The following is a 15471-nucleotide window of genomic DNA, read 5'->3' on the forward strand; positions in this document are numbered from 1 at the left end:
CGATGGCGGGTCCGGGCGACAACACGCGCAACAAGTCGAAGACGGGGTCTGAAGCCGACAGCTTCAAGCGTGCCGTCACTGTCTGCATGCGCGCCATTGCCGGCGACAAGGAACTGGAAGTCGGTTTCGCCAAGGACCGGCCGGCGCTCGCCGGCAGCCGTGCCCGCTTGCCCGAATTGCCGAAGAAGGCGTCGAAAACCGATATTGCGATTACCCGCGGCCTCGGCGACTCCATGGCGCTGAAGCGCGCCTGCCACGATGTGCGCATCCACACCAAGCTGGCGCCGGAAGGCAAAGCCGCCCGCGCTATCTATGACGCGGTCGAGCAGGCCCGTGTCGAGGCGATCGGCTCACGCGCCATGCAGGGCGTCGCCGACAATATCGGCTCGATGCTGGAGGACAAATACGCCAAGGCCAACCTCGTCGACGTCAAGGACAAGGCCGACGCGCCGATCGAGGAAGCGCTCGCGCTGATGGTGCGCGAGAAGCTGACCGGCCGCCCGGTCCCGAAGAGCGGCGAGCGGCTGGTCGAACTCTGGCGCCCCTGGGTGGAGGAAAAGGCCAAGGCCGATCTCGACGGATTGTCGGCCAAGCTCGGCGACCAGCAGGCCTTTGCCCGGGTCGTGCGCGAGATGCTCGCCTCCATGGAAATGGCCGAGGAACTCGGCGATGACCAGGAGACGGAAGACTCCGAGGACAATGACGACAACCAGCCGCAAGGCGAGGAGCAGAGCGAGGAGGGCGGCGAAGAGGATTCCGGCTCCGAGCAGTCGCAGTCCGAGGATGCCGAAGCTTCGGCCGATGACGAGCAGTCGGCCGAAACGGAAGCCTCCGACGCCACCGCCGACGATTTGTCCGACGATGACGACGCCGATGCCGAAACACCCGGCGAGGCGCGCCGCAATGACAATCCCTTCACCAATCTGCCGAAGGAAATCGACTACAAGGTCTTCACCACCGCTTTCGACGAGACGGTCGGCGCCGAGGAGCTTTGCGAAGAAGAAGAGCTCGACCGGTTGCGCGCCTTCCTCGACAAGCAACTGGCCAATCTGTCCGGCGTCGTCGGGCGGCTGGCCAACCGGCTGCAGCGCCGGCTGATGGCGCAGCAGAACCGCTCCTGGGATTTCGACCTGGAAGAAGGTTACCTCGATCCGGCAAGGCTGGTGCGGGTAGTCATCGACCCGATGCAGCCACTGTCGTTCAAGCAGGAGCGCGACACCAAGTTCCGCGACACGGTGGTGACGCTGGTGCTCGACAATTCCGGCTCGATGCGCGGCCGGCCGATCACGGTCGCCGCCACCTGCGCCGACATATTGGCGCGCACGCTGGAACGCTGCGGCGTCTCGGTCGAGATCCTCGGCTTTACCACGCGGGCCTGGAAGGGCGGGCAGGCGCGCGAGAAATGGCTGAAGGACGGCAAGCCGCCGAACCCAGGGCGGCTCAACGATCTGCGCCACATCATCTACAAATCGGCCGACCATCCGTGGCGGCGGGCACGGCGCAATCTCGGCCTTATGATGCGCGAAGGCCTGCTCAAGGAAAATATCGACGGCGAGGCGCTGCTGTGGGCGCACAACCGGCTGATCGCCCGGCCCGAGCAGCGCAAGATCCTGATGATGATCTCGGATGGTGCCCCGGTCGACGATTCGACGCTGTCGGTCAACCCGGGCAATTACCTCGAGCGCCATCTGCGTGCCGTCATCGAGTTGATCGAGACGCGTTCGCCGGTGGAGCTATTGGCCATCGGCATCGGCCATGACGTCACGCGCTATTACCGCCGTGCCGTCACCATCGTCGATGCCGAAGAACTGGCCGGCGCCATGACCGAGCAGCTGGCTTCGCTGTTCGCCGAGGAAAGCGCGAAAGATACGCGACGCGGCGGTGGTATGCGGCGCGCCGGATGATCTCCAGGCGCGGCGGTTCCAGAGCGGTTCATCGTTTCACGGAAATGCCGAACCGCTCTAACTCTTTGTTTTGGCGCAATTCCGGACGGAAAACCGTTTCACACTTTTCCTGGAATTGCTTTCAGCAGACGCTTTTCGCCGCCATCGCCCTGCTTTCCGGCGTCGCTTCGGCGGCAGCCGGTTCGCCCGGCTCAAGTTCGGTCGAACCGGTCGAAATCTCGGCCCGCCCGATCACCGAATTTCACATTGGCCATGCCGACAAGCAGTTCGGCCCGCTTGAATTCGTCGGCGGGCTGGAGATGACCTCGCCGACTCGCGATTTCGGTGCGCTGTCGGCCTTCCGCTTCCTGAAGGCCGGGAGTGACTTCATCGGCGTTGCCGACACCGGCTTCTGGTTCTTCGGCACGGTGGTGCGCGACGCCGACAAGCGGCCGTCCGGCATCCAGAATTTCCGCATGCAGCAGATGGTCGACGAGGCCGGCCGGCCGATCGACAGGAAATGGGAGGTCGATGCGGAAGGCCTCGCGGTCAAGGACGGCATCGCCACCGTCGGCTTCGAGCGCGATCACCATGTCGCCCAGTTCAAGATCGACCCGACCGACATGAAGGCGCCCTTCAAGCAGCTGGATTTCGTGGTTCCGGCCCAGGAATTGCGCCAGAATCGCGGCTTCGAGACTGTCACCCATGCCGATGCCAACGGCCAGCATGAGGGCGGGCTTGTCGTGGTCTCCGAGAAGAGCCTGGACAAGGCCGGCAACATCTATGCCGCCATCATCGAAGGGCCGCACAAGGGCGTCTTCACCGTCAGGCGTAACGGCGATTTCGACATCACCGACGGCGCCTTCCTGCCGGATGGTGACCTATTGCTTCTGGAGCGCAGTTTCTCGATGGCGAGGGGCGTCAAGATGCGGCTGCGGCGCATCTATGGCGAAAGCGTCGAGAAGGGCGCGGTCGCCGACGGGCCGGTGCTTCTGGAGGCCGACATGGGCTACCAGATCGACAATATGGAAGGGCTCGACGTCTGGACCCGCGATGACGGCGCGCTGATGGTGTCGCTGATCTCCGACGACAACCACTCGATCCTGCAGCGCAACCTCTATCTGGAATTTGTTCTCCACCAGGATTGAGCCCGCCGGCTTTACGTCCTGGCGGCGATCCAGATGACATGGCGCGCGCCGCGCTTGCCGTTGGCGCGCGTGCTGACCTCTTCGACCGTGAAGCCTGCCTGCTTCAAACGCCGCGTGAAGCTGCTGTCGGGCCCTTGCGACCAGACCGCCAGCACGCCGCCCGGCTTGAGGGCGTTGCGCGCAGCGCCCAGGCCCTGCAGGCTGTAGAGCGCATCGTTGGATTTGTGGACGATGCCTTCCGGGCCGTTGTCGACATCGAGCAGGATGGCGTCCCAGGCTGCGGGGCGCGAGCGTATAAGATGCCCGACATCGATCTCCTGGACCGTGACCCGGGGATCGTCGAGACAGCCGCCAAACACTTCCGCCATTGGGCCGCGCGCCCAGGCAACGACCGCCGGCACCAGTTCGGCGACGACGATTCCAGCATCATTGGCCAATTCTGCAAGCGCGGCGCGCAAGGTAAAGCCCATGCCAAGCCCACCGATCAGGATTGTTGGCTGCCTATGGCCGGCAATCCGCTCGCAGGACAGTTTTGCCAGCGCTTCCTCCGAACCGCTGAGGCGGCTGTTCATCAGCTCGTTGGTGCCCAGCATGATCGAGAATTCGGTGCCGCGCCGCTTGAGGCGAAGTTCTTGTCCGCCGTTCGGGGTCTTCGCCGAATCGAGTTGGACCCACGGGATCATGATCTTTGTCCGACCATGATCTTTTCCGAAAACCGGGTCCCACTTTTCGAGATCATGGCTTAAGCCGCAACCGCGGGCTGGCTCCAGCGGGCGGCGAGCAGCCGGTAGGGGATGAGTGCGACGACGGCGATGATCAGTTTCACCGAGAGATCGCCAAGCGCCCAGGAAATCCAGCGCATCGCCTCGACATGGAAGACGCCCATCAAGGGTGCGTTTTCCAACGCAAAGCCGTCGTTTGGTCCGGCGAAGGCAAAGGCAGCCGAGAAAGCGACGGTGAAGAACACAGCGGTGTCGAACACCGACCCGACCAGCGTGCCGATGATCGGCGCGCGCCACCAGCTCTGCCGGCGCAGCCGGTTGAACACGGTGACATCGAGCAGTTGCGCGCTGAGGAACGCCGCTCCGGACGCGGCCGCGATGCGCACCAGCCGGCCGGCGGCGGTCTCGAATTCGATCAGGCCGTGGCGGAACAGGAAGGGCGGGACAAGGATCGAGCAGATCACCGCCGTCATGAAGCCGACAAAAACGATCCGACGCGCCACAGTGGGTCCGTAGCGGCGGTTGGCGAGGTCGGTGACCAGGAACGAGAAGGGATAGGTGAAGGCACCCCAGGTCAGAAGGTCGGCCAGCGAGAGGCCGCCGATCTGGCCCCGCATCGGGAATTGCACGAGAATGTTCGATGCCACGACGACAAGCGCCATGGCGGCCACGAATGGCAAATACCGCGAGAAGGAAGTCATTTTTTTATCCTGGGTAATGGAACCAGCCAAGCATCATGCCCATGCGGGCGATACTCGCCTTTGTATGTGGGCACCGGATTGCCGAAACCTTGCGGCTTCGATCCGATGCTCAGGGCCAACAAGAGGTTAGCCAGAGGCCAACAAGATGTTGGCCTGAGGCCAACAAGATGTTGGCCAGGGCGGTCGTCCCCCGCCTTTGAACGAATTAAGCGGCAGCCTGTTCGGCGGTCTTCTTGGCGATCTGCTTCTTCAGGAGACGAGCGCGCTGCGACAATTCCTTGACGTCGGCCTTGGCCAGGAAGGCGTCGAGGCCGCCGCGATGTTCTACCGAACGCAGCGCGTTGGCCGAAATGCGCAGGCGCACGTTCTGGTTCAGCGCTTCCGAAATCAGCGTCACATTGACGAGGTTCGGCAGGAAGCGACGCTTGGTCTTGTTGTTGGCGTGGCTCACATTGTTGCCGGACATGACTGCCTTGGCAGTGAGTTCGCAGGTGCGGGACATTGTTCTAACCTTCAGTTCTCGGGGTCTGCCCAAACACTCAAGCCACGCCAGGTGGCGCGCGGTTCTGGTCAGGCGGCCTTATGGAAAAAGTTGGCGTTCCATAGTTGCATTTCGCCGAGGCGTCAAGCTCCGGCTCGCCCACGAACGCGCCCGGCATTCCATATTAAGGCCGGAATTCATCCTATAAGCGGTCTCATAGGGACATGCCAGACCGGAGTTGCCCGCCTCCGGCCGAAAATCAAGGACCCGATCCCGCCATGCTTCGTTCGTCACATGCCCTTGCCGCCATGCTTGCCATAGCCTTGCCGTCCGCTGCGTCTGCTGCCTCGCCGCAGTCGTTCAAGGGCGAGTACACGGTGTCGTTCCTCGGTCTTTCGATAGCGAGATCAACGTTTTCCAGCCGCTATGAGAACGGCGCCTACGCGATCCAAGGCAGTGTCACCGCGGCCGGCCTCGCCAAGCTGTTCGACGACACGCGCGGCACGATCTCATCCAAGGGCACGATTGCGGGCAAGAAGATGGTGCCGCAGGCATTCCGCGCCGATTACACCTCCGGCAAGAAGGCGTCGGTGGTCGATATCCGCTTTGCCAATGGCCGGGTCACCTCGACGCAGGTCGTGCCGGCACCGGGCAAACGTGATCCCAAGAACTGGGTACCCCTCGGTGCCGGCGACCTGGCATCGGTGCTCGATCCTATGGCCGCCACCGTCATTCATGCCGACAGTCTCGACCAGGTCTGCGGCCGCACGGTGAAGTTCTATGACGGCGAGATGCGTGCCGACCTGACGCTGACCTACGCGTCGAAAGGCACGATCTCGGTGCCGGGCTACAAGGGCGACACCGTCACCTGCCAGATGGGCTTCGAGCCGGTGGCCGGCTATCGCAAGGGCCGCAAGGCGCTCAACTATCTCAAGAACAAAAGCCGCATGATGGTGACGTTTGCACCGCTTGGCCAAACCGGGGTATATGCGCCGATCCATGCCACGGTGGGCACGCAGATCGGCACCTTGACCATCAGCGCCGGGCGTTTCGAAGCCGTACAATAGCCAGGCGCAGAATTGGCGCGCCACTGGAGACAGAATGGGGCGCGCAACACTGATCGGCTTTTCGGCGGTCGCCATGTGGGCGCTGCTCGCACTGCTCACCGATGCGTCGGGCCAGGTGCCGCCGTTCCTCTTGTCGGCGATCACCTTCTCGATCGGCACCGGCGTCGGGCTCGTCGCGCGGCTGTTCATGCCGGCACCCGACAAGAGCCAGAAGATACCGCCGCAGGTGTGGCTGATCGGCATTGCCGGCCTGTTCGGCTACCATTTTTTCTATTTCACCGCGCTGCGCAATGCGCCTGCGGTGGAGGCGAGCCTGATCGCGTATCTGTGGCCGCTGCTGATCGTGCTTGGTTCGGCGCTGATGCCGGGCGAAAAACTGGCGTGGAACCATGTCGTCGGTGCGCTGCTCGGCCTTGCCGGCACCGTGCTGATCGTCACCAAGGGCGGTGGCCTCGCCTTCGACGCCCGCTATGCCTTCGGCTATGCGATGGCCGCCGTTTGTGCTTTGCTGTGGTCGTCCTATTCGCTGTTGTCGCGGCGCTTCCCGTCGGTGCCGACCAGCATCGTCACCTGGTTTTGCGCGGCGACCGCGGTGCTGTCGCTCGCCTGCCATCTGGCGCTGGAACAAACGGTGCTGCCAGACGGCGCCGGCCAGTGGCTGGCCGTGCTCGGCCTTGGCCTGATGCCGGTTGGGGCTGCCTTCTACGCCTGGGATATCGGCGTCAAGCGCGGCAACATCCAGGTGCTGGGTGCTGCAAGCTATGCGGCGCCGCTGTTGTCGACGCTGGTGCTGATCGCGGCCGGTGTCGCCGAGCCGTCGCTGCGCATCCTCGCCGCCTGCGTGCTCATCACCGGCGGCGCGGTGCTCGCCGCAAAATCCTTATTCCTGCGCAAGCCTGCCGCGACCGAGAGCCGAGCTGGGGCATCCGAAGACGGCGCCCGGGCATGACGATGCCGTTTGCGGGCGGCATCGACGCCAATGCCAATGCGACACTGATTTTTTCGTTGGCGGCGGCGGTGATCTACGCCTTCACGCTTGGCATGCCGCCGACGCTCGCCCGCTCGGCGGCAAAGACGCTTGCCGTGGCGATGCTTGCCGTGCTGGCCGGGCTGCAGGGCGGCCCGCAGCTGCTGGTCGCAGCCCTCGCACTCAGCGCCGTTGGCGATGCCTTCCTGTCGCGCGACGGCGAAAAGGCCTTTCTCGGCGGGCTGGCCAGTTTTCTTGTCGCTCACATCGTCTATGTCGCGCTGCTCCTGCGCAGCGGTGGCGGATTGGGAGTGCTTGGCGCCGAGTCGTGGCGCGGAGCGATCGCGCTTGCCCTGGCGGTGTTTGCGATCGTCATGCTGGCGGCGTTGTGGCGGCGCGTCGGTCCCGGCCTGCGTATTCCGATCACCGTCTACGTCGCTGCGATCCTGGCGACGGGCATCTCGGCGCTGACGACAAGCAATATGTGGGTGATCGGCGGCGCCATCCTGTTCATGGCATCGGACGGGCTGCTCGCCACGGAGAAATTCCTGGTGGCCGCCATCTCGCCCCACCGCGCCTGGATGCGCTTCGCCGTCTGGGCGCTCTACTACGCCGCCCAACTCGCGATCACGCTAGGCTTCCTGCTAAATCAAGCTTCTTATTGAGTTAGGACTGTCCAGGCTGCCAGCCGGGTGCCGCCAGCTCAAAAGCGGCAAACTCGAATCCCGGCGCGACGGTGCAGCCGACCAGCGTCCATTCGCCCAGGCTGCGCGCCGATTGCCACCATCCTGCCGGCACGACGATCTGCGGCCGCTCACCGGCTGCGAGATCGATGCCCAGCACCTGTTCCACAACGGTGCTGCCTTCCTCCCACATCGACAGCGCCAGCGGGGCGCCGTCATGGAAATGCCAGACCTCGGCGGCGTCCTTGACCCGGTGCCAGGCCGAAACCTGATGCTCCTCAAGCAGGAAATAAATGGCGGTCGAATGGCCGCGCGCGCCGCCGGTGCTATCGCGGAAGGTCTCGGCATACCAGCCGCCTTCCGGATGCGGCTTCAGCCCGAGCGTCGCGATGATTTCGGCGGAGCTGGTCATGGCGTCGACGATATCACGGGCTCTAGAAGTTGTCCTTGCGCTTGCGGATTTCGGCAAAGACCTCGGCGTCGGAAGCTTTCTCCAGCCCAAGATGCTTGCGGATCGCCGGATCGTGCCAGCGCAGGAAGGGATTGGTCGACAGTTCCTCGCCGATCGTCGTCGGCAGCGTCGGTTTGTCGACGGCGCGCAGCGCCTCGATCCTGGCGGCTCGTTCCTTCAATGCCGAATTGGACGGGTCGACGGTCAGCGCAAAACGGGCGTTGGCGAGGGTGTATTCGTGGCCGCAATAGATGACCGTCTCAGCCGGAAGTGCGGCCAGCTTCTTCAGCGAATCATACATCACCGGCGGCTTGCATTCGAACAGCCGCCCGCATCCCAGAGCAAACAGCGTGTCGGCGGTGAACGCCACACGCGACGCCGGCAAATAATAGGAAACGTGGCCGGCGGTGTGGCCAGGCGTGGCGATGACCTCGATCCTCTCATCGCCAAGATGGAGGACCGAGCCATCTTCGACGGTCTCGTCGATGCCGGGGATCTTGGCCTTTTCGGCCTCCGGGCCGACGATGCGCAGCTTGAAGCGCTCCTTCAGCGCCAGATTGGCCTCAACGTGATCCATGTGATGATGCGTGGTCAGGATCATCGTCGGCGTCCAGCCGGTGCGCTTTATCGCAGCCAGGATAGCCGCTTCCTCGGGCGCGTCGATGATCGCGGTCTGGCCGCTTTTGGGGTCATGCACCAGCACGCCGAAATTGTCGCTGCGGCACATGAACTGTTCGATTTCGACCGGCATCACATCTCTCCGTTATGGCCGCAGACATAGGGCGCTTGCGGGTCGATGTCATCCCGGATGTCGAATGACATTCCCGAAATGTCGGGTCGTCGTGGCCCTTTGTTGAAACCTGGCGGCATCACGGCTACATCCCTGCCATGCATTCCGACATCGTCGATCTTCGCTCCTTCTATTCGACAACGCTCGGCCGGTTCGCCGAGCGTTCGATCACCATGGCGCTGTCGTCGATATGGGCAGCGGTGCCCAACGAGCGGCTGGTTGGTCTGGGTTACACCTTGCCCTGGCTGGAGCGGTTCGGCACCGATGCCGAGCGGGTCTTTGCCTTCATGCCGGCAACGCAAGGCGCGGTGGTGTGGCCGGCGACAGGGCCGTCGGCGACGGCACTGGTCTTCGACGAGGAACTGCCGCTGGTCGATTCCTGCATCGACCGCATGCTGCTCGTCCATTCGCTCGAACATGTCGAGAACCCGCGTGAGACGCTGAACGAGATCTGGCGCGTGCTGTCGCCGGCCGGCCGGGTGGTCATCGTCGTCCCCAACCGGCGCGGCGTCTGGGCACGCTTCGAGCACACCCCATTCGGCAATGGCCGGCCTTTTTCGCGCGGCCAGCTTACGGAACTGCTGCGGGAGGCCAATTTCACGCCCGCCGCCTGGTCCGATGCGCTGTTCTTTCCGCCGTCGCGGCGCCGTTTCATGATGCGGTTCCACAATGTGCTGGAACGCGCCGGCCGGCGGCTGTGGCCGATTTTTTCGGGGGTCATTGTGGTCGAGGCGCAGAAACGGCTCTATCAAGGCGTGCCGGTGGCGCAGCGCGCGTCGCGCCGCGTCTTCGTACCGGTGCTGTCGCCGCATGGCGCCACCCGGCTTGGCCGTCACAAAGCCGATGCCAAGCCCTCGGCCGCGCAGGTGACGGCTTCGTGATCGCGGCAAGCGTGCCTGACGTCGTTTCCCTGCCTATCTGTCGCAAGCGGGCCCACAGCCTATCCGGCAGCCCATACGAACGCCTGTCAAGTTTCTCCATCCGGTTTCAGCACTGACGCAAGGACCTCGGCCATGGCTGATCAACCGGACAATGCCGCCGCCGCTCAGCCAGTTGCCGTGGCGGTCGAAGCCAGCAGCCTGCGCGATCAGGTGGCGACGATCAGGCGGGCGCTGGCGGGATCGCCGGTTCGCAAATGGTTGCTGTGGACATCGGTCGGCATCATGGCCGTGATCATCGCAACGTCGATCGGCCAGGTTCTGCTCAACCGCTGGAACCAGCCTTTCTACGATGCGCTCGCGCGCCGCGATATGGCGGCCTTCCTGCACCAGCTCCTCGTCTTCGCGATGATCGCCGGCGGGCTGCTGGTGCTCAATATCGGCCAGACCTGGCTCAACCAGATGATCAGGCTCAAGCTGCGCGAGGCGCTGACGCTGGACCTGATCGAACAGTGGATGCGGCCGGCGCGCGCCTTCCGGCTGGCCAATGCCGGCGCCATCGGCGTCAATCCCGACCAGCGCATGCAGCAGGACGCCGCGCATCTGTCCGACCTTTCAACCGATCTCGGCGTCGGCCTGCTGCAGTCGTGCATCCTGCTCGTGTCCTTCGTCGGCGTGCTGTGGGAGCTGTCCTCGGGCTTCGTGTTCCACATCGGCGGGACCTCACTGGCCATACCGGGCTACATGGTCTGGGCCGCCATCCTTTACGCCGGTATCGCCTCCTGGCTGAGCTGGCTGGTCGGCCGCCCGCTCATCCGCCTGAACAGCGACCGCTATACACGCGAAGCCGAGCTGCGCTCCTCGATGGTGCGCGTCAACGAGAATGTCGATGCCATTGCGTTGTATCATGGCGAGGCCGACGCCAGGCGGCGGCTCGAACTCGATCTCGGCACGGTGCTGGGCGCTATGCGGCGCATCTACACCGCCCAGATCAATCTGTCCTGGGTGACCGACACCTATGGCTGGATCACCGTCGTGGCGCCCATACTGGTTGCTTCGCCTGTCTATTTCTCAGGTGATATCAGCTTTGGCGGGCTGATGATGGCGGTCGGCGCCTTCAACCAGGTCCACTCTTCCCTGCGCTGGTTCATCAACAACATCGGCAGCATTGCCGATTGGCGCGCCACGCTGATGCGCGTGGCCGATTTCCGCATCGCGCTCGATGAAACCGATGCGCTGCACGACACGGAAAAGCGCATCGCCTTCGGCCAAAACGTCAATGGCAGCCTGACTTTCGAGACGCTCGAAGTGGCCTCGCCTGAGGGCTGCACCAGGCTCGCCGACCCGCATATCGAAATCCGCCCCGGCGAGCGCGTCATGATCACCGGCGACCCTGGTGCGGGCAAGACGCTGTTCTTTCGTGCCATTGCCGGCCTGTGGCCATGGGGAAGCGGCCGGATCGGCCTGCCGGCGGGAGAAACCCCCATATTCGTGCCGCGCGTGCCCTATTTTCCGGTCGGCACGTTGCGCGAAGTCCTCGATCACCCGAACGGACCAGCGCCGGCGAGCGACGCCGACATTTCGGCGGTGCTTGCCGAGGTCGGTCTGGGACGGCTGTCCTCATCGCTCGACCGCGCCGGGCGTTGGGACCATGAGTTGGGCGATGACGAACAACGCTCGCTGGCCTTCGCCAGGCTCGCGTTGCGGCAGCCGAAATGGGTGATCATCGACGAGGCGCTGGATGCGTTCGACGGCCCGTCGCTAAGACGCGTGCTGTCGATGCTCGAGAAGCGTTTGCCGGGGACAGCGATCCTCAACATCGGGCGCGGCCAGCACAACAACCACTTCTTCCCGCGCGCGTTGACGATCGTCAAGGATTCCGGTGCGCCGGCGCTGAAGCCCGCCCGCGTCAGAGCCGGCGCGATCGAACCGCCGCCAGCCGCCGCCCGCCGCAGGAAATGAGCTGATACCCGGACGGGGGGAAGCAAAGCTTTATTTTGCCGCGATCACGAGGGAAGCTCTTCGGGAGAACAATCCTGGCGACGGCCATGCTTGATGCTCTGCGCCTGCTTGCCTGTCTTGCCTGCGCCCTGGCTGCTTCCGCCGCCTCGCCGCGGGATGCGCTCGCCGTCGACGTCGAGCTGGTGCTGGCAGTCGACATCTCGCTGTCGATGGACGAGAAGGAGTTCGCGCTGCAGCGCGCCGGTTATGTCGAGGCGCTGCGGCATCCCGACTTCATCAAGGCTGTCCGCGCCGGCGCCACGGGCCGCATCGCGCTGACCTATTTCGAATGGGCCGGCACGGTGCGCGATGACGCGGTCATCGGCTGGCAGATCATCGACAGCGCCGAGAGCGCCAACAGCTTCGCCGACAAGGTCGCGGCTCGCCCGTTCCGCAGCTTTCGCGGCACTTCGATTTCCGGCGCGCTGGCCTTCGGCACCGAGCTTTTCGACCGCACGTCTTTCCAAGCCGAACGTAGCGTCATCGACATTTCGGGCGACGGACCGAACAATATCGGGCCGCCAGTCACCGCGACGCGTGATGCGGCGATCGCCAAAGGCATTGTCGTCAATGGCCTGCCGATCCTGATCAGCCCGTCGCCCACCTTCAGCCATCTCGACCAGTATTACGCGCAGTGCGTGACCGGCGGACCCGGTTCCTTCGTGCTGCCCATCTATGCCGCCGCGGAGTTTTCGACAGCCATCCGGCGCAAGCTGATCCTCGAAGTGAGCGGCATTCGGGACAGAGCGAGAATGACCCCGGTCGACGCGGCCAGGGCGATAGACTGCCTGCAGGGCGAACGGGACAGGCGGTTTCTATCGGATCCGTATTTTCCCGAACTTGACCGCTGAGCTTTCGATAGAGCGGTTCACGCAATCCGGAGGGAAAACCGTTCGATAATTTTCCTGAAATTGCTCTGGGTTCAGGCGGGCCGGGCGCCAAATTGGTTGCGAAACTCGATGGAGAGATCGCGGCGCCAGCGTCGGCCATGGACATAGCCTTGCATCAATTCCGACAGCGAGTAGCCAAGCGCTTTCGACGAACGGTTGGCCATGTAGCCCTGAAATGCCTCCGGTATCCTGCCTCGCAGGATGTCGGCGATGAGCTGCCGCGAGATCATATAAGGTGGAATGTGCGGGTAGGCATGGGCAATATGCGGATGTTTTCCCATCAGATTCGCATAGGCCTCGACATAGCCGTCACGGCGGCCGGAAATCGAGTTCTCCGAATTGTATTTCGTCCAGTCGAGGTCCCTGGACAGTTGCGCACCGAAGCGCCGGGCAAGGCGCAGCAGCAATTCGCGATCCTGCATGCGGGTGATGTCGCTGTCGTAGCCGCCGATGGCCAGCAAGGCTTCGCGGCGAGCAGTGATCGCGGAACCGGCGATGAAGATGGTCTGCCCAACCAGCGTCCGCTCAAGCATTGCGGGGCTCACGAATGCCTCGGGGTTGACGCAGTTTGTGATGCGACTGCCTTTCAGGGAGACGAACGAACTGATCAGCACCTGCAGTGAAGGATTTTCATCGAACCAGGTCAGGCTTCGTTCAAGCCGGTGCGGCATGTAGATGTCGTCGGAATCGAGGAACGTCACCAACGGTGCCCGCGCCCGCTCGATGCCGGCATTCCTGGCGGCGTTGGCGCCTCGCCATTTCGCCCCGACATAGATCAGCCGCGGGTCCTGGATGCGGGCCAGAGCCGCTTCGGTCCCATCGGTCGAACCATCGTCGACGACAATGTGCTCAAGCCTCGACATGCTCTGGGAGAGTACGCTTTCCACGGCGCGCAACACCGTTTCGCGTCGGTTGTGGGTCGGCGTAATGACCGTGATGAGAGGTGTTGGATCGATCCCGGCCATGTCTGTCAGCTGTTTCCTGCGCTGGGTTGCGCGTCTGTCCAGGACTTTTCGACTTTCAGAACGGTCGAATGGATTGGACTTCCCTTCCTCTACACCGCATCACAGTCGGCGCGACGCTACAAAAAACGACTGCCCCTGTCACCCCACCGTGCCGGTACTCAATCCGCGCGAGACAACGAATCCCCGCTGCTAGCGTTCCAATTGCAACAGCACCGCCACACATAGCATTGCGAATCACGATGGAAGCAACCCATCATGGCAGACAGCATACATCCCATTACCTCAGACGTAATCGCTTGGCGCTCGGCGTTTGGTCAGATTTGCCATGCGAGGCCGGCAACTCGGCTTCGACGACAAGGGAATTCAGTCATGGCCGCTTACGCCGTCGCCCATATGCGCCAAGCCGCAATGGGTCCGCAGATCGTCGAATACCTGCGCAAGATAGATGCCACGCTGGAACCTTTCGGCGGCCGTTTTCTGGTCCATGGCGGCGATGTGGAGGTGATTGAGAACGACTGGCCTGGCCATCTGATCATCATGGAATTTCCCGACAGGCAGCATGTGCATGGCTGGTACAATTCGCCCGCCTACCGGGCGATGCTGGCGCTGCGCACGGACAATTCGGAGGCGGATGTGGTGTTCGTCGACGGCGTCGAACATCCGCACAAGGCCACGGATGTTCTGGAGCAATCGACGGGTCAAGATCAATTGGACGCTGAAGTGCGGTTCAAGGAATGGCGGTAAAGCGTCTAGCTATGCCCAACATAGTCGGGGACAGTTTCGATTTTGTCACGAACCATGCCAGTTGCGAAACTGAACTGGCCCCAAAACGCCAAACCATAAAATGCCTGGCCGACAATCAGAGAAAAGGGAACCTGCCAAAGCGGCATCCCCGTTTCCCGGGCATGGCCTACGATCCGTCGTGTCGTGCGCCATGACATGGTGAGCCACCGGCTGAAAGACTTGATTATCCGTCGCGTGCGGCTCGGCGAATTGAGCGCAACGAACTTCCTGTCAGCGTCGCGACCTGTAACCAGGGCGCGCCAGTAAAAGAACCGCCAGCCCCGCGGCGAATAGTGATAAACGCGTGCGTCGACATTATGAATTTTGTGGCCCTCCCGCAGCAGTTCGCGCATCAGCAAAGTGCAGGAAACCTTGAAGCCGTTATGTTTTGGAAAAGGATGGCTGACGATCCACTCGCGTCGAAACGCTACATTGTTAGCGTTGATCGCTCGCTTTGAGGCAAATCGCATGTCTCCACGGGCCATCGGGAAAAACCAGATCAACGCAAACGTTCTTGAAAAGAAATCGTCGTATGAAAGGTATGTATATCCGTTTACGCAGATAACTTCAGAGTTTTCAAAGGGCTCAAGCAGTCTTGGTAGCCATCCTGGTTCCGCGACCACGTCGGAATCCATAAAGATGACGATATCTCCGTCCGATGCCAGCATGCCGTTGTTCTTCAGGTCGTAATATCGACCGCCAGGGAAAGCCGTGAAGACGAGTTCGGCAACCTGACCGAGTTGCGGGGCCTCATTCGAAATCTCACGACGCAACGCATCTTTGTCCGACTCTGCTCCCCCGTGAGAAATAACGATCCTTGGTCGCGCCAAGCCGGTTGCTGAAACCGATGAGATTTCCCGAGCCAAGGCCTTCATCCCAACGCCGATCTCGTCCCAGTCGATCGATTTTGCATTCTCCATTTCGACGACGAGTGAATACGTTGGACGCTCTTGAGCCATATCTGAACCGATCAGGTTATTAGTGCCGATGTGGCTATAACGCTCCCGGCGGGCTGTCAAACCAGCGGGCAATAACAATTTGTGCTCGTGATCGCCATGGAC

Annotated in this window: 16 protein-coding genes; 9 read left to right on the forward strand and 7 right to left on the reverse strand. The window is 62.8% G+C overall.

All coding sequences use genetic code 11. From position 1 onward, the window contains the following. Positions 1 to 2: 2 nt before the first annotated feature. Positions 3 to 1904 (forward strand): cobaltochelatase subunit CobT, encoded by a 1902-nt coding sequence (gene cobT, locus LB558_RS17990; protein ID WP_224698793.1) that lies wholly within the window; start codon positions 3 to 5, stop codon positions 1902 to 1904. A gap of 44 nt (positions 1905 to 1948) precedes the next feature. Beyond that, a complete protein-coding gene (locus LB558_RS17995) occupies positions 1949 to 3031 on the forward strand; it encodes an esterase-like activity of phytase family protein (RefSeq protein WP_412033477.1) in 1083 nt (360 codons plus the stop codon). Between the two features lie 11 nt (positions 3032 to 3042). On the opposite strand, the gene LB558_RS18000 is transcribed toward LB558_RS17995, so the two are convergent. The 3 genes from LB558_RS18000 to rpmB form a co-directional block, all read right to left on the reverse strand. Next, positions 3043 to 3714 (reverse strand): spermidine synthase, encoded by a 672-nt coding sequence (locus LB558_RS18000; protein ID WP_224698795.1) that lies wholly within the window; start codon positions 3712 to 3714, stop codon positions 3043 to 3045. Between the two features lie 59 nt (positions 3715 to 3773). After that, a complete protein-coding gene (locus LB558_RS18005; protein ID WP_224698796.1) occupies positions 3774 to 4454 on the reverse strand; it encodes a queuosine precursor transporter in 681 nt (226 codons plus the stop codon). A 205-nt stretch (positions 4455 to 4659) separates the two neighbouring features. Continuing rightward, entirely contained in the window at positions 4660 to 4956 is a 297-nt protein-coding gene (gene rpmB / locus LB558_RS18010; RefSeq protein ID WP_013529373.1) for a 50S ribosomal protein L28, read from the reverse strand. 257 nt (positions 4957 to 5213) lie between these two features. Here rpmB and LB558_RS18015 point away from each other — a divergent pair, with 257 nt between their 5' ends. From LB558_RS18015 to LB558_RS18025, 3 genes are read left to right on the forward strand one after another with little or no spacing between them, the layout of a single operon-like run. Then, positions 5214 to 6002, forward strand: coding sequence for a DUF3108 domain-containing protein (locus LB558_RS18015; protein WP_224698797.1), 789 nt, complete (start codon positions 5214 to 5216; stop codon positions 6000 to 6002). A gap of 34 nt (positions 6003 to 6036) precedes the next feature. Next, the gene (locus LB558_RS18020) at positions 6037 to 6951 is read left to right on the forward strand and encodes a DMT family transporter (RefSeq protein WP_224698798.1); all 915 of its coding nucleotides are present in this window, start codon (positions 6037 to 6039) and stop codon (positions 6949 to 6951) included. Beyond that, complete coding sequence (locus LB558_RS18025) at positions 6948 to 7634, forward strand: lysoplasmalogenase family protein (protein WP_224698799.1); 687 nt, start codon at positions 6948 to 6950, stop codon at positions 7632 to 7634. Before LB558_RS18020 ends, LB558_RS18025 begins: the two co-directional genes overlap by 4 nt. A 1-nt stretch (position 7635) precedes the next feature. Here the strand turns inward: LB558_RS18025 and LB558_RS18030 are convergent, their stop codons facing one another. Continuing rightward, positions 7636 to 8064 carry a cupin domain-containing protein gene (locus LB558_RS18030; RefSeq protein ID WP_224698800.1) on the reverse strand — a complete coding sequence of 143 codons (429 nt, stop codon included), beginning with the start codon at positions 8062 to 8064 and terminating at the stop codon, positions 7636 to 7638. 22 nt (positions 8065 to 8086) lie between these two features. Further along, entirely contained in the window at positions 8087 to 8854 is a 768-nt protein-coding gene (gene gloB, locus LB558_RS18035; protein ID WP_224698801.1) for a hydroxyacylglutathione hydrolase, read from the reverse strand. Positions 8855 to 8991: 137 nt separating this feature from the next. Between gloB and LB558_RS18040 the strand changes: the two genes are divergently transcribed. From LB558_RS18040 to LB558_RS18050, 3 genes are all read left to right on the forward strand, one after another. Continuing rightward, positions 8992 to 9774: a class I SAM-dependent methyltransferase gene (locus LB558_RS18040; RefSeq protein ID WP_127261004.1), complete on the forward strand. Its 783-nt coding sequence runs from the start codon at positions 8992 to 8994 to the stop codon at positions 9772 to 9774. A 132-nt stretch (positions 9775 to 9906) separates the two neighbouring features. Beyond that, positions 9907 to 11733: an ABC transporter ATP-binding protein/permease gene (locus LB558_RS18045; protein ID WP_224698802.1), complete on the forward strand. Its 1827-nt coding sequence runs from the start codon at positions 9907 to 9909 to the stop codon at positions 11731 to 11733. 86 nt (positions 11734 to 11819) lie between these two features. Continuing rightward, positions 11820 to 12623, forward strand: coding sequence for a DUF1194 domain-containing protein (locus LB558_RS18050; RefSeq protein WP_224698803.1), 804 nt, complete (start codon positions 11820 to 11822; stop codon positions 12621 to 12623). A 71-nt stretch (positions 12624 to 12694) separates the two neighbouring features. On the opposite strand, the gene LB558_RS18055 is transcribed toward LB558_RS18050, so the two are convergent. Beyond that, positions 12695 to 13627, reverse strand: coding sequence for a glycosyltransferase family 2 protein (locus tag LB558_RS18055; RefSeq protein ID WP_224698804.1), 933 nt, complete (start codon positions 13625 to 13627; stop codon positions 12695 to 12697). Positions 13628 to 13996: 369 nt separating this feature from the next. Between LB558_RS18055 and LB558_RS18060 the strand changes: the two genes are divergently transcribed. Continuing rightward, a complete protein-coding gene (locus LB558_RS18060) occupies positions 13997 to 14371 on the forward strand; it encodes a DUF1330 domain-containing protein (RefSeq protein WP_224698805.1) in 375 nt (124 codons plus the stop codon). Positions 14372 to 14376: 5 nt separating this feature from the next. On the opposite strand, the gene LB558_RS18065 is transcribed toward LB558_RS18060, so the two are convergent. Next, a complete protein-coding gene (locus LB558_RS18065; protein WP_224698806.1) occupies positions 14377 to 15447 on the reverse strand; it encodes a glycosyltransferase in 1071 nt (356 codons plus the stop codon). Positions 15448 to 15471 lie beyond the last annotated feature (24 nt).

Source organism: Mesorhizobium sp. CO1-1-8 (genome assembly GCF_020164875.1).
GTDB lineage: Bacteria > Pseudomonadota > Alphaproteobacteria > Rhizobiales > Rhizobiaceae > Mesorhizobium.